At 70.3% G+C, this 17,483-nt stretch carries 15 protein-coding genes and 1 pseudogene; 11 read left to right on the top strand and 5 right to left on the bottom strand.

All coding sequences use genetic code 11. The features are described from left to right. The coding region (locus ABZ896_RS47010) for an adenosine deaminase family protein (protein WP_360943579.1) at nucleotides 1–756 on the bottom strand (756 nt) is incomplete at its 3' end. Nucleotides 757–976: 220 nt separating this feature from the next. Here ABZ896_RS47010 and ABZ896_RS47005 point away from each other — a divergent pair. Further along, entirely contained in the window at nucleotides 977–1,663 is a 687-nt protein-coding gene (locus ABZ896_RS47005; RefSeq protein WP_360943576.1) for a DUF4190 domain-containing protein, read from the top strand. Here ABZ896_RS47005 and ABZ896_RS47000 read toward each other — a convergent pair whose 3' ends face one another. After that, nucleotides 1,664–2,233, bottom strand: coding sequence for an NADAR family protein (locus ABZ896_RS47000; protein WP_360943573.1), 570 nt, complete (start codon nucleotides 2,231–2,233; stop codon nucleotides 1,664–1,666). Nucleotides 2,234–2,444: 211 nt separating this feature from the next. On the opposite strand from ABZ896_RS47000, the gene ABZ896_RS46995 reads away from it, so the two are divergent. From ABZ896_RS46995 to ABZ896_RS46965, 7 genes are all read left to right on the top strand, one after another. After that, nucleotides 2,445–3,980, top strand: coding sequence for a gamma-aminobutyraldehyde dehydrogenase (locus tag ABZ896_RS46995; RefSeq protein WP_360943570.1), 1,536 nt, complete (start codon nucleotides 2,445–2,447; stop codon nucleotides 3,978–3,980). A 57-nt stretch (nucleotides 3,981–4,037) separates the two neighbouring features. Then, nucleotides 4,038–5,285 (top strand): spermidine/putrescine ABC transporter substrate-binding protein, encoded by a 1,248-nt coding sequence (locus ABZ896_RS46990; protein ID WP_360943567.1) that lies wholly within the window; start codon nucleotides 4,038–4,040, stop codon nucleotides 5,283–5,285. Beyond that, complete coding sequence (locus ABZ896_RS46985; protein ID WP_360943564.1) at nucleotides 5,282–6,445, top strand: ABC transporter ATP-binding protein; 1,164 nt, start codon at nucleotides 5,282–5,284, stop codon at nucleotides 6,443–6,445. Before ABZ896_RS46990 ends, ABZ896_RS46985 begins: the two co-directional genes overlap by 4 nt. Then, nucleotides 6,445–7,374: an ABC transporter permease gene (locus ABZ896_RS46980; RefSeq protein ID WP_360943561.1), complete on the top strand. Its 930-nt coding sequence runs from the start codon at nucleotides 6,445–6,447 to the stop codon at nucleotides 7,372–7,374. Before ABZ896_RS46985 ends, ABZ896_RS46980 begins: the two co-directional genes overlap by 1 nt. Continuing rightward, entirely contained in the window at nucleotides 7,375–8,175 is an 801-nt protein-coding gene (locus ABZ896_RS46975; protein WP_360943558.1) for an ABC transporter permease, read from the top strand. 35 nt (nucleotides 8,176–8,210) lie between these two features. Further along, the gene (locus ABZ896_RS46970; RefSeq protein WP_360943555.1) at nucleotides 8,211–9,629 is read left to right on the top strand and encodes an FAD-dependent oxidoreductase; all 1,419 of its coding nucleotides are present in this window, start codon (nucleotides 8,211–8,213) and stop codon (nucleotides 9,627–9,629) included. A gap of 121 nt (nucleotides 9,630–9,750) precedes the next feature. Further along, nucleotides 9,751–10,209 (top strand): hypothetical protein, encoded by a 459-nt coding sequence (locus ABZ896_RS46965; RefSeq protein ID WP_360943552.1) that lies wholly within the window; start codon nucleotides 9,751–9,753, stop codon nucleotides 10,207–10,209. 84 nt (nucleotides 10,210–10,293) lie between these two features. Here the strand turns inward: ABZ896_RS46965 and ABZ896_RS46960 are convergent, their stop codons facing one another. The 3 genes from ABZ896_RS46960 to gabT all read right to left on the bottom strand — a co-directional run bounded on the left by ABZ896_RS46960 (nucleotide 10,294) and on the right by gabT (nucleotide 13,032). Further along, nucleotides 10,294–10,665, bottom strand: coding sequence for a hypothetical protein (locus tag ABZ896_RS46960; RefSeq protein ID WP_360943549.1), 372 nt, complete (start codon nucleotides 10,663–10,665; stop codon nucleotides 10,294–10,296). Next, nucleotides 10,662–11,504: a phosphatase PAP2 family protein gene (locus tag ABZ896_RS46955; RefSeq protein ID WP_360943546.1), complete on the bottom strand. Its 843-nt coding sequence runs from the start codon at nucleotides 11,502–11,504 to the stop codon at nucleotides 10,662–10,664. Before ABZ896_RS46955 ends, ABZ896_RS46960 begins: the two co-directional genes overlap by 4 nt. A 193-nt stretch (nucleotides 11,505–11,697) precedes the next feature. Next, entirely contained in the window at nucleotides 11,698–13,032 is a 1,335-nt protein-coding gene (gene gabT / locus ABZ896_RS46950; protein WP_360943543.1) for a 4-aminobutyrate--2-oxoglutarate transaminase, read from the bottom strand. 259 nt (nucleotides 13,033–13,291) lie between these two features. Between gabT and ABZ896_RS46945 the strand changes: the two genes are divergently transcribed. The 3 genes and pseudogenes from ABZ896_RS46945 to ABZ896_RS46935 all read left to right on the top strand — a co-directional run. Continuing rightward, entirely contained in the window at nucleotides 13,292–15,388 is a 2,097-nt protein-coding gene (locus ABZ896_RS46945) for an ATP-binding protein (RefSeq protein WP_360943540.1), read from the top strand. 120 nt (nucleotides 15,389–15,508) lie between these two features. Beyond that, nucleotides 15,509–17,206, top strand: coding sequence for a PucR family transcriptional regulator (locus ABZ896_RS46940; protein ID WP_360943537.1), 1,698 nt, complete (start codon nucleotides 15,509–15,511; stop codon nucleotides 17,204–17,206). Between the two features lie 115 nt (nucleotides 17,207–17,321). Continuing rightward, nucleotides 17,322–17,483 (top strand): annotated as a pseudogene (locus ABZ896_RS46935) (aldehyde dehydrogenase); the annotation flags it as partial.

Raw genomic sequence — 17,483 nt, 5'->3', positions numbered from 1 at the left:
GTTGGACGTCGGGCACACCTCCAGCGGGATGCGCGCCTCCGCGAGATGCGTGAGCAGCTTCGGGTCCCGGAAGGAGTTCGTGCCGTGGCCGATGCGCTCGGCGCGCAGGTGCGTGAGGGCGTCCCACACCGTCTCCGGGCCCGTCGTCTCGCCGGCGTGCGGCACGGAGTGCAGACCGGCCGCGATCGCCCGGTCGAAGTACGGCTTGAACTGCGGGCGCGGTACGCCGATCTCGGGGCCGCCGAGCCCGAACGACACGAGGCCCTCCGGGCGGAGGCGGTCGTCGGTGGCGAGGCGTGCGGTCTCCTCGGCGGCCTCCAGGCCGGCCTCGCCGGGGATGTCGAAGCACCAGCGCAGGACGGTGCCGAACTCCGACTCCGCCGCCTTGCGGGCGTCCTCGATCGCCTCCATGAACGCGGCTTCGTCGATACCACGGCGGGTGGAGGAGAACGGTGTGATGGTCAGCTCGGCGTAGCGGACCTGCTGGCGGGCGAGGTCCCTGGCGACCTCGTAGGTGAGGAGGCGGACGTCCTCCGGGGCGCGGATCAGGTCGACGACGGACAGATACACGTCGATGAAGTGCGCGAAGTCCGTGAACGTGAAGTAGTCCGCCAGGGCCTCCGGGTCGGTGGGGACCTTGGAGTCGGGGTGGCGGGCGGCCAGTTCGGAGACGATGCGGGGGGAGGCGGAGCCGACGTGATGAACGTGCAGCTCGGCTTTCGGGAGTCCGGCGATGAAGGCGTGCGGGTCGGTCATGGGGGGCTCCCCGAGGTGATCGGCTGATCGGTGCGGTCATCTTATGCGGGGCTTGCGGTGCTTGGACGGGTGCGGGCCGGTGGGGGCTGGTCGCGCAGTTCCCCGCGCCCCTGGGTGGGTTGCGGTGGCCTGCACTCCTATGCACCGTCAGCCCGGGCGTAAGCACCCGCCAGCACCCGCAGGTAACATGACCGGACGAACGATCTAGGGGGACGTGGACATGGCAGACGCAACGCCGCAACCAGGTGGGGAATCCCGCGATCCCTGGGCCGCACCCGAGAGCGGGCCCTCGCTGGAGAAGTCCGCGTCACCCGGCGCCGACGCGAGCGCCGGACAGCCCTCCGTGCACGACCAGGGCACCCTCACCTCGCCGCCCGCCGAAGGCTTCGGCGCCCCCGGTTCCGCTCCCACCCCTCCTCCCCCTCCCGGATACGGCTACCCCGCACTCGGTACCCCTGGCGCACCCGGCCCCGGCCCCGCAGGCTCCGTCCCGCCCCCACCGCCCGCCCCCGGAGGGTACGGCTACCCCGGCTACCCCCAGGGCTACGGCTGGGGCGGCCCGGTCCCGATGCCGCCGCAGAACGGCATGGGCGTCGCCGCGATGGTGCTCGGCATCCTGTCCTGCGTGATGTTCTGCATGTACGGCGTGCTGTCGATCGTGCTCGGCATCATCGCCATCGTGCTCGGCGTCAAGGGCCGCAAGCGGGCCGAGCGCGGCGAGGCCACCAACCACGGACAGGCGCAGGCCGGGTTCATCACGGGGATCATCGGCACGATCCTCGGGCTGGCCGTGATGATCTTCATGATCGTCGTCATCGTCACCGCCATCAACAGCGAGGACGACTCCGACTCGGACTACTACTACGACGGCTCCCTGCACGCCGTCTCGGTGTCCCAGGCGCGCTGATCAGCCGGCCCGGAGCCGCTCTCTCGCCTCCATCAGCGCGAAGCCGAGCAGGTTCGGGCCCCGCCAGCGCTCCGGGTGCTGTGCGGCCTCGTCGTCCGCGGCGAGGCCGATGCCCCACACCCGGTCCACTGGGCTCGCCTCCACCAGGACACGGTCCTTGGTGTCGAGCAGGAACTCACGCAGGTCGGGGTGGGCCGCGAACTTCTGGACACTGCCCTCGACCACTATGGCGAAGCGCTCGCGCCGCCAGGTCGTCTCGTCGAAGCCCCGCACCAGGCGGCCCATCTTCTTCGCCTGGGCGGGGCTCTTCGCCTCCAGGACCCGGCGTTCGGCCTCCCGATCTTCGAAAAGCCTCGCCTTGCCCGCCATCATCCAGTGCTCGGCGGTCGCATAGGACACTCCCGCCACCACGAACGGTGACGGCCACCACTGGCTCAGACAGCTCGCGCCCACTCGGCCGTCCGGCCGCGGGCGGTGTCCCCAGAAGTGCAGATACTTGACGCGCTGACCCGAGCGGACCGCCCTGACCAGGGCATCCTGTGAGTCGATCTTCCCCGTGAGCCTCTCCATGCACGCGAGTCTGGCAGCCACCACTGACACTCCGTCCTCCCTTTACGTGGACGGCTCGACACCTGGTCGACAGATTCCGTCGCGTAACCGAAAGGCAACAACGGAATCACTTGTAGGAGTGCCATTGCTCTGTCAGGATCGGCACTCAAATCGAGCTGGAGCTACGCCACCCGCCCTCGGGAGCCGAGGGGTCACGGCGGAGGAGAGCGACATGCACAACCCGGGCAATGCCACCCCGGAACGGTTCCCGGCCCACGAGCGGTTCGCCGAAGGGGCGCAGTTCATCGGGGGGCGCCTGACCAAGGGCACCTCCGGTCGGACGCACGCCGTCGTCGATCCGGCGAGCGGGGAGGAGGTGTTCACCTACGAGCTGGCCGGTACGGCAGACGTGGACGCCGCCGTCGCCGCCGCGCGGGCGGCCTTTCCCGGCTGGGCGGCCGCCACGCCCGGCGAGCGCTCCGACGCCCTGCACCGGTTCGCCGCCGTGCTCGCCGAGCGGGCCGAGGACTTCGCCCGCGCCGAGTCGCTCCAGTGCGGGAAGCCGCTGAAGCTGACCCGCGAGTTCGACGTCCCCGGGACCATCGACAACACGTCCTTCTTCGCCGGTGCCGCCCGGCATCTCCAGGGGCAGTCCGCCGGGGAGTACTCCGGTGACCACACGTCGTACATCAGGCGGGAGCCGATCGGCGTCGTGGGGTCGATCGCGCCCTGGAACTACCCGCTCCAGATGGCCGCCTGGAAGATCCTCCCGGCGATCGCGGCGGGCAACACCATCGTGCTCAAGCCCGCCGAGATCACCCCGCTCACCTCGCTGCTCTTCGCCCAGGCCGCCACCGACGCCGGGATTCCCGACGGTGTCGTCAACATCGTCACCGGGACCGGGAAAGAGGCGGGCGAGCACCTCGTCGGGCACCCCGACGTGGCCATGACCTCGTTCACCGGGTCCACGGCCGTCGGCAAGCGGGTCGCCGAGATCGCCACCGCCACCGTCAAGCGGCTCCATCTGGAGCTCGGCGGCAAGGCGCCCTTCCTCGTCTTCGACGACGCCGACCTGGAGGCCGCGGTCCACGGGGCCGTCGCCGGGGCGCTCATCAACACCGGGCAGGACTGCACGGCCGCCACGCGCGCGTACGTGCAACGGCCCCTGTACGAGGCCTTCGTGGAGCGCACCGCCGCCCTCATGGAGACCGTCCGGCTCGGCGACCCGTTCACCGCCGGTACCGACATCGGTCCGCTGATCTCGCACCTCCAGCGGGACCGGGTCGCCGGGTTCGTCGACCGTGCGCGCGGCTACGCGCGCGTGGTGACCGGCGGCGAGGCGCCCGGCGGGGAGCTGGCCAAGGGGGCGTACTACCGCCCCACGCTCGTCGCCGACGCCGCCCAGGACAGCGAGATCGTCCAGTCCGAGATCTTCGGACCGGTCCTCGTCGTCCTGCCCTTCGACACCGACGACGAGGGCATCCGGCTCGCCAACGACACCCCCTACGGGCTCGCCGCCTCCGCCTGGAGCCGGGACGTCTACCGGGCGAACCGGGCGACGCGCGAGATCAAGGCCGGGTGCGTGTGGGTCAACGACCACATTCCGATCATCAGCGAGATGCCCCACGGCGGATATCAGGCGTCCGGCTTCGGCAAGGACATGTCCTCGTACTCGTTCGAGGAGTACACGCAGATCAAGCACGTCATGTTCGACAACACCGCGGTCGCCGCGAAGGACTGGCACCGCACGATCTTCGGGGACCGATAGCCGTTGTCCAGGCCGTCCGACCCGCGGCCGCCCACTTTCCCGAAAGGGCACCAGCGCATGGAGCAGTACGAGCCCGACCGCCTGTCACCGGCCCAAGTGGCCGCCATGCGGCGCAGCTTCAAGAACGGCCGGGCCGCCCTGACACGGCGGTCCCTGTTGCGCGCCTCCGCGGGCGGCGCGCTCGCGGTCGGCGGCCTCGGCACGCTGAGCGCCTGCGGCATCCCCGCGGCCGGCACCACCCAGGGCGGTGTCTCCGCGGACGACCACTCGGCCAAGGAGAAGGTCGTCAACTTCTCCAACTGGACCGAGTACATCGACGTGGACGAGAGCGAGAAGCACCACCCCACGCTCGACCAGTTCAAGAAGCAGACCGGCATCACGGTCAAGTACACCGAGGACATCAACGACAACGTCGAGTTCTTCGGGAAGATCAAGCCGCAGCTCGCGGCCGGCCAGGACACCGGGCGCGACATCATCGTCCTCACCGACTGGCTCGCCGCCCGGCTGATCCGCCTCGGGTGGGTCCAGAAACTGGACGCTTCCAATCTGCCCCACGCGTACACCAATCTGTCCGCGCAGTTCCGCGACCCCGACTGGGACCCGGGACGGGCGTACTCCTATGTGTGGCAGGGCATCTCGACCGTCATCGCCTACAACAAGAAGGCGCTCGACGGCGTCGAGGTGAAGTCGCTCTCCGACCTGCTCGACAACCCCAAGCTCAAGGGGCGCGTCGGCTTCCTGTCCGAGATGCGCGACAGCGTGGGCATGACCCTGCTGGACATGGGCAAGGACCCGGCGAACTTCACCGCCGACGACTTCGACGCGGCGATCGCCCGGATGCAGAAGGCCGTCGACAAGGGCCAGATCCGCCGCTTCACCGGCAACGACTACACCTCCGACCTGACCAGCGGCGACTTCGCCGCCTGTATCGCCTGGGCCGGAGACGTCGTACAGCTGAAGGCGGACAGTCCGGACATCGACTTCCTGATCCCGGACAGCGGGTACATGACGTCGACCGACAACATGCTGATCCCCAACAAGGCGCGCCACAAGACGAACGCCGAGCGGCTCATCGACTTCTACTACGAGCCGAAGCCGGCCGCCGAACTCGCCGCGTACATCAACTACGTCTCTCCCGTCGACGGTGTGAAGCCCGAGCTGGAGAAGCTCGACCCGGATGCGGCGAACAACCCGCTGATCATCCCCGACAAGGCCATGGCCGCGAAGTCGCACGCCTTCCGCTCCCTGAGCTCGAAGGAAGAGACGGCCTTTGAAGAGAAGTTCGCGAAGCTGACTGGGGCGTGACCACCGTGACGAACAAGAACGAAGCCGGCGGGGACGTCCGTCTCTCGGGCATCAGCAAGACGTACGACAACGGCTTCACGGCCGTACAGCCGCTGGACCTGACCGTGCCCCAGGGTTCCTTCTTCGCCCTGCTCGGTGCCTCCGGCTGCGGCAAGACGACCACCCTGCGCATGATCGCCGGTCTGGAGGAGCCCACCACGGGCACCGTGCACCTCGGCGACCAGGAGGTCACCCGGCTGCCGCCCTACAAGCGGCCGGTGAACACCGTCTTCCAGTCCTACGCCCTCTTCCCGCACCTCGACATCTTCGAGAACGTCGCCTTCGGTCTGCGCCGGCGCGGCATCAAGTCGGTGAAGAAGCAGGTCGAGGAGATGCTGGAACTCGTCCAGCTCGGCGAGCAGGCCCGTAAGAAGCCGCACCAGCTCTCCGGCGGCCAGCAGCAGCGGGTGGCCGTGGCGCGGGCGCTGATCAACACGCCCAAGGTGCTTCTCCTCGACGAGCCCCTCGGCGCCCTCGACCTCAAGCTGCGCCGCCAGATGCAGCTGGAGCTCAAGCGCATCCAGACCGAGGTCGGCATCACCTTCATCCACGTCACGCACGACCAGGAGGAGGCCATGACCATGGCCGACACGGTCGCCGTGATGAACGCGGGCCGGGTCGAGCAGCTCGGCTCGCCCACCGACCTCTACGAGAACCCCAACACCACCTTCGTCGCCAACTTCCTCGGCACCTCCAACCTCATCGAGGCCGAGGTCGACTCCAAGAGCGGCGACGACATCGTCCTCAAGGCGGGCGGCGGCAAGCTGGTGCTGCCCGAGGCACGTTGTTCCGCGCCCACGACGACCGGCGGCAAGGTCCTGGTCGGCGTACGCCCCGAGAAGATCTCCCTCACCCACGCCGACGAGGCCGGCGAGATCCCCGCGGGCCGCAACCGGATCACCGGGAAGATCGCCGACTCCTCCTTCATCGGGGTCTCCACGCAGTACGTCATCGACAGCCCGGTCTGCCCGGAGTTCGAGGTCTACGCCCAGAACATCGACCGGGACGCCCGGCTGGTGCCCGGCGCCGACGTCGTCCTGCACTGGAACCCGGCGCACACCTTCGGCCTCGACGCGGCCCAGGACATCGACGCCGGTGTCGCCGAGGAGGAGACGGTCTGATGGCGACCCTCACCGAGGCGCCCCCACCCCTCGCGCCCACCGCGCCCGAGAAGAAGCCCCCGCGCAAGAGGGGCCGCTTCACGCCGTACTGGCTGCTGCTGCCCGGCATCCTCTGGCTGCTGGTCTTCTTCGCGCTGCCGATGATCTACCAGGCCTCCACGTCCGTGCAGACGGGCTCCCTGGAGGAGGGCTACAAGGTCACCTGGCACTTCGCGACCTACTGGGACGCGCTGTCCGAGTACTGGCCGCAGTTCGTGCGCTCGATCCTGTACGCCGGTGCAGCAACGATTCTCTGCCTGGTGCTGGGATATCCGCTCGCGTACCTGATCGCCTTCCGCGCCGGACGCTGGCGGAACCTGATCATGATCCTGGTGATCGCGCCCTTCTTCACCAGCTTCCTGATCCGCACCCTCGCCTGGAAGACGATCCTCGCGGACGGCGGCCCGGTCGTCGGCGCCCTCAACACACTGCACGTCCTGGACGTCACCAACTGGCTCGGCTGGACCTCCGGCGACCGGGTGCTGGCCACACCGCTCGCCGTGGTCTGCGGACTGACGTACAACTTCCTGCCGTTCATGATCCTGCCGCTCTACACCTCGCTTGAGCGCATCGACGGACGGCTGCACGAAGCGGCCGGCGACCTGTACGCCAAGCCGTGGGTCACCTTCCGCAAGGTCACCTTCCCGCTCTCCATGCCGGGCGTGGTCTCCGGGACGCTGCTGACCTTCATCCCGGCGGCCGGCGACTACGTCAATGCGGACCTGCTCGGCTCCACCGACACCCGCATGGTCGGAAACGTCATCCAGACGCAGTTCCTGAGAATTCTCGACTACCCGACGGCCGCCGCCCTTTCGTTCATCCTCATGGCCGCGATCCTCGTCATGGTCACCTTCTACATCCGCAGGTCGGGGACGGAGGATCTGGTCTAAATGGCCCTCGTCAACTGGCTCAAGCGCAAACTCGTCGTCATCGCGGGACTTCTGACGCTCGGATATCTGCTGCTGCCGAACGTCGTCGTCACGGTGTTCTCCTTCAATAAACCGAAGGGGCGCTTCAACTACGAGTGGCAGCACTTCTCCACGGCCGCCTGGACGGATCCGTGCGGCGTCGCCGACATGTGCGGCTCGCTGTCCATCAGCCTCCAGATCGCCTTCTGGGCGACGATCGGCGCGACCGTCCTCGGCACGGCGATCGCCTTCGCGCTGGTCCGCTACCGCTTCCGCGCGCGGGGCGCCGTGAACTCGCTGATCTTCCTGCCCATGGCGATGCCCGAGGTCGTCATGGCCGCCTCGCTGCTCACCCTGTTCCTCAACATGGGCGCTCAGTTGGGTTTCTGGACGATCCTCATCGCGCACATCATGTTCTGCCTCAGCTTCGTCGTGACGGCGGTCAAGGCGCGCGTGATGTCGATGGACCCGCGCCTGGAGCAGGCCGCGCAGGACCTCTACGCCGGTCCCTTCCAGACCTTCATCAGGGTCACCCTGCCGATCGCCGCCCCCGGAATCGCCGCGGGCGCGCTGCTCGCCTTCGCGCTCTCCTTCGACGATTTCATCATCACCAATTTCAACGCGGGCTCGACCGTCACCTTCCCCATGTTCGTCTGGGGCTCGGCACAGCGCGGTACGCCCGTTCAGATCAATGTCATCGGTACGGCGATGTTCCTGGTCGCCGTCCTGCTGGTACTGGCCTCCATGGTCATCAGCAACCGTCGTAACAAGCAAAAGGCATAAAGCTTTTCGCGCACCTTCCGTAGGGAGTTGAAATCATGGCCCCAAGCGCCATGAGCCGTTGGACAAAGTCTCTTTCCGAAGCACAGCCGGTGCCCTACTGGCTGGAAGACCCCGGCAAGCCCCACCCCGAGCCCGCGCTCACCGGCGCCGAGACCTGCGACCTGCTGGTCGTCGGCGGCGGGTACAGCGGACTGTGGACCGCGCTCAACGCCAAGGAGCGCGACCCGCGGCGGGATGTCGTCCTGCTGGAAGGCCGCGAGGTGGGCTGGGCCGCCTCGGGCCGCAACGGCGGCTTCTGCGCCGCCTCCCTCACCCACGGTCTGCCCAACGGGCTGACCCGCTGGCCGGACGAGATCCACCGGCTCCAGGAGCTGGGCGCCCGCAACCTCGACGAGATCGAGAAGGCGGTCGCCCGGCACGACCTGGACTGCGACTTCGAGCGCACCGGCGAGATCGACGTGGCGACGGAGACGTACCAGGCCCGGGAACTGAAGGACTGGTACGAGGAGTTGGAGAGGAAGGGCCTCGCCGACGGCATCGAGTACCTCGACGCGGACGCCGTGCGGGAGCAGGTCGACTCACCGACCTTCCGGGCCGGCCTCCACGACCGGCGGGGCGTGGCCATGCTCCACCCCGCCAAGCTCGTCTGGGGCCTGAAGCGGGCGTGCCTGAGGCTCGGCGTCCGCGTCTACGAGCACACCCCCGCCCTGGACCTTCGGACATACGGCGCCGGCATGGCCGTACGCACCCCCTACGGCTCGGTCCGCGCCCGCAAGGTCGCGCTCGGCACCAACATCTTCCCCAGTCTGGTCAAGCGGGTCCGGGCGTACACCGTCCCGGTCTACGACTACGCGCTGATGACCGAGCCGCTCAGCGACGGACAGCTCGCCTCGATCGGCTGGAGGAACCGGCAGGGGCTCGGCGACTCGGCGAACCAGTTCCACTACTTCCGGCTCTCCGCCGACAACCGCATCCTGTGGGGCGGTTACGACGCGATCTACCCCTATGGCGGTCAGGTGCGGGCCGAGTACGACGACCGGCCGGAGACGTACGCCAAGCTCGCCGGGCACTTCTTCACCTGCTTTCCGCAGCTGGAGGGGGTGCGCTTCACGCACGCGTGGGGCGGCGCGATCGACACCTGCTCGCGCTTCTCCGCCTTCTACGGCACCGCGCACCGGGGCAGGGTGGCGTACGCGGCGGGCTACACCGGCCTCGGCGTGGGCGCGACCCGGTTCGGCGCGGACGTGATGCTGGACCTGCTGGCGGGGGACGACACGGAGCGGACGCGGCTGGAGATGGTCCGCAAGAAGCCGCTGCCGTTCCCGCCGGAGCCGTTCAAGTGGACCGGCATCGCCCTCACCAAGTGGTCGCTGGCGCGCGCGGACTCGCACGGGGGGCGGCGCAATCTGTGGCTGCGGACCATGGACAGACTCGGTCTCGGATTCGACAGCTGAAATGATCGTATGTGATCTGATTCACTCCAACGGATGGTCAGAACCCGCGTAATGCTTGCCGGTCGACCTCCTTCTCCCTCGTGACGCGACAAGCGTCCACGAGAGAGAAGGAGGTCTTCCCATGACTGGGGCGAAGACGGCGGTCGAGTGGCTGGCATCCGTCGCACCGGACCCCGAGGCCTGCCGCTGGGAGTGGGAGCGCAACCCCATGGGGGTCACGCTGCTGCCCGCCGGCAAGGTCTGGGACGTCCTGATCCTGCCGGGCGAACTCGGCTATCCGACGCTCGACGTCCTCACCCGCATCCTCGACCGGCCGGGACCGGTGCTCGTCGACTTCGGCGACGCGCGCATGGGGTTCTTCGTGCCGCCGGGCACCGCGGCCCGCTGGCTGGGCACCGGTATCCGTACGGCGGGGGCCGGCACCTGGATCGTCGTGCCGTACCCGGGCCGGGTGGCCGGGGGAGGGGTGCGCTGGCTGGTGCCGCCGGACGGCTCCGGCACCCTCACCGACCCGGCGCTGCTGGAACTGGCGATGCACGAGGCGGCGGCCGGGCTGGCCATAGAGGAGGGGGACGGCTGACCTGACGGTCTCACCGCGCTCTCGTCGGCCGCCCGTGCGGCCGACGCGGACCTGGTCCGGAACGGAGGGGTGCTTTCGTGTGTCCTACCAGAGGGTGCTCGGTCCCGCGAGGACCCAGCCGGCCTCGACGGGCTTGACCCAGAAGCCCAACGCCACCTCGATCGGCCGCGCGCGGCAGGTGATCCCGACGTAGACATGGCTGCCGGTGTCGCCCCAGCGGAACTCCGCGAGATCCAGTTCGCCGAGCCAGGACAGATCCCGCTCCCACTCGTCGGCACCAGAGCCTCTGCTCGCCTCGACGTACCCGGCCCACAGCGACTTGAGTACATGACGGACCGGGTGGTGATCGATGAGCTGTTCGGCCTCAGAGACCCTCCCGGCCCGGAGCAGGCCGAAGTAGCGGCGCACGACAGCCTCGACGTCCGCTTCGGCGGGCTGCTCCGTCCAGATCCTCACGGGGAGTTCGTGGGTCGGCTGTCGGCGAGTCGGTTCATGATGAGCCACCAGGTCGGTAGCAGGATCGCGCAGAGGCACCAGCTGGCCGCGACGTCCAGGGGCCAGTGGTAGCCGCGGCGGATCAGGCCGTAGGAGACGCCCAGGACGAGGAGGGCGTAGAGGAGGACGAGCGCGCGGCGGAGTCGGGGGGTGGGCAGGACGGGGTGCAGGAGCAGGGTCGCGGCGCCGTAGGCGATGGCCGCCGTGGCCGTGTGGCCGGAGGGGAAGTAGCCGGTCGACGGGGGGACCACGGGGGTGCCGGGGCGGTCGGTCCAGATCTTCAGGGGGACCACGATCGCCGGGACCAGGGCCATGAGGAGGGCCGCCGAGCAGGCCGGGAGCCACCAGCGGTCTGTACCGGTACGGCGATGACGCCAGGTCACGTAGGCGAGAGCCAGCACCAGGACCGGTACGGCCACCTCGATATTGCCCAGGTCGGAGAGGCCGCCCCCGATGCGGTCCGGGTGGACCAGGGCCGCGCTGACCCGTTCGTCGACACGCAGAAGCGGCCCGTCCTCGACGACCTGCCAGGTGATCAGGGCGAAGAGGAGGGCCGGAACGGCGAGCAGAAGAAGGAGGAAGGCCGGCCTCCCCGGAACAGGGGGGGTGGTTCCGGGGAGGCCGATCGGATCGGATGGTCGGCCGCCCCGGGGGGTTTGGGGCGGGCGACTGTCCGATCGGTGAGGAGATCCGGAGCCGGAGGCTCCAGTTGTGTGCGCGAGGGCACGACCAGGTCGAAGCTGGGGAGGCCCCGGCCTGGAGTCGCCCACAGTCCCCTGTGGGCGGGGTGTATCTCTCATCTGGGTAGAACCTACGGCAGCGCGGCGGGGTACGACAGGCGGAATCCCATCCTCACAACCACCTCGCACACCTTCTTCACACGCTCTGCAGCCGGTCGCCCCAGCCCCGGAATTCCCTGTGGACAAAGGGGGTGGGACGGGTGGGCCTCCTGTGTCGGGCTGCCGTTGATCCACTCGCGAGCCCCCTGTGGCCTCAGATACGGGTGAAGGCCTGCTCGATGATGTCGAGGCCCTCGTTGAGCAGATCCTCGCCGATGACCAGCGGCGGCAGGAAGCGCAGCACGTTGCCGTAGGTGCCACAGGTCAGTACCAGCAGGCCCTCCTGGTGGCAGGCCTTGGCGAGCGCGGCGGTCGCCTCCGGGTTCGGCTCCTTGGTCGTACGGTCCTTGACCAGCTCGATGGCGATCATGGCGCCGCGGCCGCGGATGTCGCCGATGACGTCGTACTTCTCGGCGATGGCGGTGAGGCGGCCCTTCATGACGGCCTCGATGTTCTTCGCCTTCGCGTTGAGGTCCAGCTCCTTCATCGTCTCGATGGAGCCGAGCGCGCCCGCGCAGGCGACCGGGTTGCCGCCGTAGGTGCCGCCGAGGCCGCCCGCGTGCGCCGCGTCCATGATCTCCGCGCGCCCGGTGACGGCGGCGAGCGGCAGACCGCCCGCGATGCCCTTGGCGGTGGTGATCAGGTCCGGGACGATGCCCTCGTCCTCGCAGGCGAACCACTGGCCGGTACGGCAGAAGCCGGACTGGATCTCGTCGGCGACGAAGACGATGCCGTTGTCCTTGGCGAACTCGCTGAGGGCGGGCAGGAAGCCCTTCGCGGGCTCGATGAAGCCGCCCTCGCCGAGCACCGGCTCGATGATGATCGCGGCGACGTTCTCCGGGCCGACCTGCTTGGTGATCTGGTCGATGGCCTGGGCGGCGGCCTCGGGCCCTGCGTTCTCGGGGCCGGTCGGCCAGCGGTAGCCGTAGGCGACGGGGACGCGGTAGACCTCGGGGGCGAAGGGCCCGAAGCCGTGCTTGTACGGCATGTTCTTCGCGGTCAGCGCCATGGTGAGGTTGGTGCGGCCGTGGTAGCCGTGGTCGAAGACGACGACGGCCTGGCGCTTGGTGTACGCCCGCGCGATCTTGACGGCGTTCTCGACGGCCTCGGCGCCGGAGTTGAACAGCGCGCTCTTCTTGGCGTGGTCGCCCGGGGTGAGCTCGGCGAGGGCCTCGGCGACCGCGACGTAGCCCTCGTACGGGGTGACCATGAAACAGGTGTGGGTGAAGTCGGCGAGCTGCGCGCTCGCCCTGCGGACGACGGCCTCGGCGGAGGCGCCGACGCTGGTCACGGCGATGCCGGAACCGAAGTCGATGAGCCGGTTGCCGTCGACGTCCTCGATGATCCCGCCGCCCGCGCGCGCGGTGAACACGGGCAGCACGGAGCCGACGCCCTGCGCGACCGCGGCGACGCGGCGGGCCTGGAGCTCCTGCGACTTGGGGCCGGGGATGGCGGTGACGACGCGGCGCTCCTGCGGAAGATCGCTCATGAGGGGCTCCTGGGGTGGGGGTGGTACGGGCGGGGGTTTCGCGGACTTCGTCCAGCTCCTTTCTCGCAGGCTAGGGCGGGGGAGAGGGGGTGGGCATGCTCCATGTGGGCGTTGTCGGCGGGGCGGGTTGTCCGTGGTGGACATAGCCGTCCGCCGCGGCGGGGGGACGGCTCGGGGGCGCAATCGGTGAACTCCCCTTGCGGGCGCGTTAGATTGACGGCTGATGGTGGACGGAACGGCTGGTCAGGAAGCGGGAGCGATGGACAGCGACGGGACGCGGGACACTCGGGGGACGCGTGCGAATCCTGTGCCACGGGCACGCTCCACGCCGCCGAGGCCCACGGAGGCCCCGTCTGTGCCGCCGCTCCCGGACGGCTCGGCGTTTCTGACGTGGCTGCGGACGCCGCGGCCGGACGCGGCGCCGGGGGTGTGGCGGTTCGGGCACAGGAAGCGGGCGGAGACGGAGCCGGAGGAGATCCCCACACGACAGCTGCTCGGCGGGGCGGTGATCGCGTTCTTGGTGGGGTGGCTGGTGTGGTCGCTGCTGTGGAACGGCTATCTCGGTGGCTGGTGGCTCCTCCCGCTCCACTTGTTGATCCCCGAGTCCTGGACCGATCCCCATTCATTGGTGCGTGTGGTCATCGCCTACGCCTGGTATCTCGTCGTGGCGCTCGCGATCATGATCACTGTGGGGCGGCTCGGCCGATGGAGTGAGCTGTGGCGACGTTTCGTCACAGCGCGCAGGCGGCCGACCCCTGAGCGCCCTCCCGCCCCCGAACAGGACCCCGCCGAATGGCCGCAGCTTCGGGTTGCCGGGGCTGTTGATGCTGCTGAGCGGCTTGCTGCCGAAGGGCGGGCTGGGCTCATGCGGGATGTCGATCAGGCGCGGATCGCGAGGGCGTGGCAGGGGGTGCGGAGTGGGCGGCACAGTATGGCGACGTTCGTCGGGGCCGTGCTGAAGGACGGGGCCGCTGCCTGTCTGCATCCGTCCGGTGCGCGGGATCTGCCCTCGCGGCTTGCTCGGCATGATCTGCTCACCGGGCAGGTGCGGATCGGGACGACCGTCGATGATGTGCGCAATCCGTATGCCTATAGGGGGACCGGACTGGGGCTGGGACCCGAGCTGCTAGGGACCTCGCTGCTGGCCGTAGGGCCCGCCGGGTCCGGGAAGACCGGGACGGTCGTGTGGCCGCTCGCCGAGTCGCTGTGTCTGCACGCCCTCGCGGGGCGCGCCGCCGTCGTGGTGGTCGGCGCGGCCGGCGCCGGGCTCGGCCCCGCCGACGCGTACGACGTCGTCGTACGGATCGGGAATCCGGAATCCGTCTACGACCTCGACCTCTACGGCGGGACCACCGACCCGGACGAGGCCGCCGCCGTGCTCGCGGAGGCGCTCGTCGGGGATCTCGCCGAACCCCACCAGGGCGGCGACACCCGGCGCTCCACCACCGTGCTCGCCCAGCTCCTCGGGCCGTTCCGCGCGGTGCACGGCCGTTTCCCCTCCGTACCGGAGCTGCGGCAGCTGCTGGACGGCGCGCCCGGACCGCTGGCCGCGCTGCGCAAGGGCCTCCAGGACACCGGCCAGGACTCGCTGCTGCGCGAACTCGACGCGCGGGAGCGGCAGATGGGGCAGCCGGGAGACGTCGGCGGCATCCTCGCCGACCGGATCGCGCTGCTCGACCGGCCCGCCTTCGCGGGGTTCTTCGACACGTCCGGGCAGTCGCGGCCGTTCTCGCTCAAGGCGCTCGACCACCCGGTGCGGGTCCGCGTCGACCTGCCCCAGCGCGGCCACGCCGACGCCTCGCGGATGCTCGCGCGGCTGGTGCTCGCGCAGTTCACGGCGAGTGTCGCGGTACGGGAGGACCGGTCGCTCTTCGCCTGCCTGGTGATCGACGACGCCACGGGGGTCGTGACCCCGGAGGCCGTACGGGGCATCCAGCGGCTGCGGTCCGGCAACGCCGGCGTCGTGCTGACGCTGCGCACCCTGGACGACGTACCGAGGCCGCTGCGCGGTCCGCTGCTCGGGGCCACCGGATGCCGGATGGCGCTGTCGGGGCTGACGCCCTGGGACGGGCAGGACTTCGCCGAGGTGTGGGGCAAGGAGTGGACGGAGGCGCGGGACGTCACCGACCGGCAGATCATCGCGGAGACCCCGGCCGGAAAGGCCCTGCACGCCGTGCGCAGGATCATCACCGGCAAGGCGCCGACCGCGCGGGCGGTGACCGTACGGCAGGTCGAGCGGGAGCGGTGGTCCGCGTCCGAACTGGCGCACGGGGTGCCGGCCGGGCACGCGGTGCTGTCGCTGACCACGGTCCAGGGGGAGCACGCGCCGCCGCTGCTGGTGGACCTGCGGTCCTGATGTGACGGGGCGACCGTACGGTGAGGCAGAATCGACACAGGCCGTTCATACGTGACGGCCAAAAGATCCAGAAGGTCCAGAAGATCCAGAAGCTTCTGACGGTCAAGCGCTGAAGGCCTCATGCCCCCCACCCTCGCCTCGCTCGTCCACCACTCCGCGCTCAAGCTGACCGTGCGGGCGGGCGAGGACCGCCTGGACGTGCCCGTCCGCTGGGCGCATGTCAGCGAGCTGGCCGACCCCGTCCCCTACATGGAGGGCGGCGAACTGCTGCTGATCACCGCGCTGAAGCTGGACGCGGCGGATCCGGCGGCGATGCGGCGGTATGTGAAGCGGCTGGTCGGCGCGGGGGTCGTCGGGCTGGGCTTCGCGGTCGGCGTCAACTACGAGGACATCCCCGAGGCGCTCGTCGACGCGGCCCGGGACGAGGGGCTGCCGCTGCTCGAAGTGCCGCGCCGCACCCCCTTCCTCGCGATCAGCAAGGCCGTGTCCGCGGCGATCGCGGCCGACCAGTACCGGGCGGTGACGGCCGGGTTCGCGGCGCAGCGCGAGCTGACCAGACAGGCGCTGACCGACGGGCCCGAGGGGCTGCTCGCCGCGCTCGCCTCCCAGGTGGACGGCTGGGCGGCGCTCTACGACGCCTCGGGCGCCGTCGTCGCCACCGCGCCGGAGTGGGCGGGGCGCCGGGCGGCGCGGCTCACCGCCGACGTGGAACGGCTGCGGGAGCGGCCGGCCCCCGCCTCCGCCGTACTGGACGGCCCCGAGACCGACGACCGTGTGGAGCTGCACACCCTGGGCACCGGACGCCGCCCCCGGGCCGCGCTGGCCGTGGGCACGGCCGCGGCGCTCGGCACGGCGGAGCGGTACGCGGTGCACTCGGCGATCGCCCTGCTCACCCTCACCACCGAACGCTCCCGCTCCCTGCACGCCGCCGAGCAGCGGATCGGCGCGGCGGTCCTGCGCATGCTGCTCGCCGGCGAACCGGAACACGCCCGCACGGTCGCGGGCGACCTGTACGGCGGCCTCCTGGACGCACCGTTCCGGCTGATCGTGGCCGAGACGACCGCCATGACGGCCGCACGGATCGCCGCGGACGTCCCGCACCGGGTCGCGCCCGCCGCCGATGCTCCGCCCCGGGGCCGCTCGGCGACCGACGCCCGGACCCGGTCCGCCGACTCACTCGCCGCCGCCCCCGACCCGGACGCCGACCCCCTCGACGCGCTCACCGAAGTCGTCGAGTCCGCCGCCGCCCGTTCCGGGGAGGCCGTGCTCGTGGTGCCCGAGGGGGAGCGGCTGGTGGTGCTGGCCGCGGACGGCGGGGCCGCGCTCGCCGCGTGCGGCCGGTACGCGGTGGCGCTGGAGGCCGTGCGCACCGGCGAGGAGGGGGCCACCGAGACCGAACTGGTCGTAGGAGTGTCCGCGCCGGTCGGGCCGATCGCCGCGGCGGCCGCGTACAAGCAGGCCGAGCAGGCGCTGTCGGTGGCCCGGCGGCGCGGGCGGATGTACGTCGAGCACGAGCAGCTGGCCGCCGGGTCCGTGCTGCCGCTGCTCGCCGACGACGCGGTGAAGGCGTTCGCGGACGGACTGCTCCGCCCCCTGTACGAGCACGACGCGACCGGACGCGGTGACCTGGTCGCCTCGCTGCGGGCCTGGCTCTCCCGGCACGGCCAGTGGGACGCGGCGGCCGCCGACCTCGGCGTGCACCGGCACACCCTCCGCTACCGGATGCGCCGGGTCGAGGAGATCCTCGGACGCTCCCTGGACGACCCGGACGTACGGATGGAGCTGTGGCTCGCGCTGAAGGCCACGGTGAGCGAGTAGCCGAAGGCGACGACGATCGAGTAGCCGACCGAGTGGCCGATTCGGCACCCGTATGGATGCCGCCACTCCACTTCGGCCAAATACGCCCCGCTTCCCGTCGCCCTACCGTGGGCCCATGACTTCCACCCACGCCTTCTGGCTCGCCGGCCGCCAGGCCACCGGCGAGGACACCTTCGACGTCACCTCCCCGTGGGACGGCCGTCTCGTCGGCAGGGTGAGCGTGCCGACCGACGCCCAGGTCGAGGAGGCCGTGGCGGCCGCGTACGCCGTACGGGAC

This window comes from Streptomyces sp. NPDC047072 (genome assembly GCF_040643855.1).
Classification (GTDB): domain Bacteria; phylum Actinomycetota; class Actinomycetes; order Streptomycetales; family Streptomycetaceae; genus Streptomyces.
Note: the sequence above shows the minus strand (reverse complement) of the source record. Positions and strands in the feature narration are given on the sequence as shown.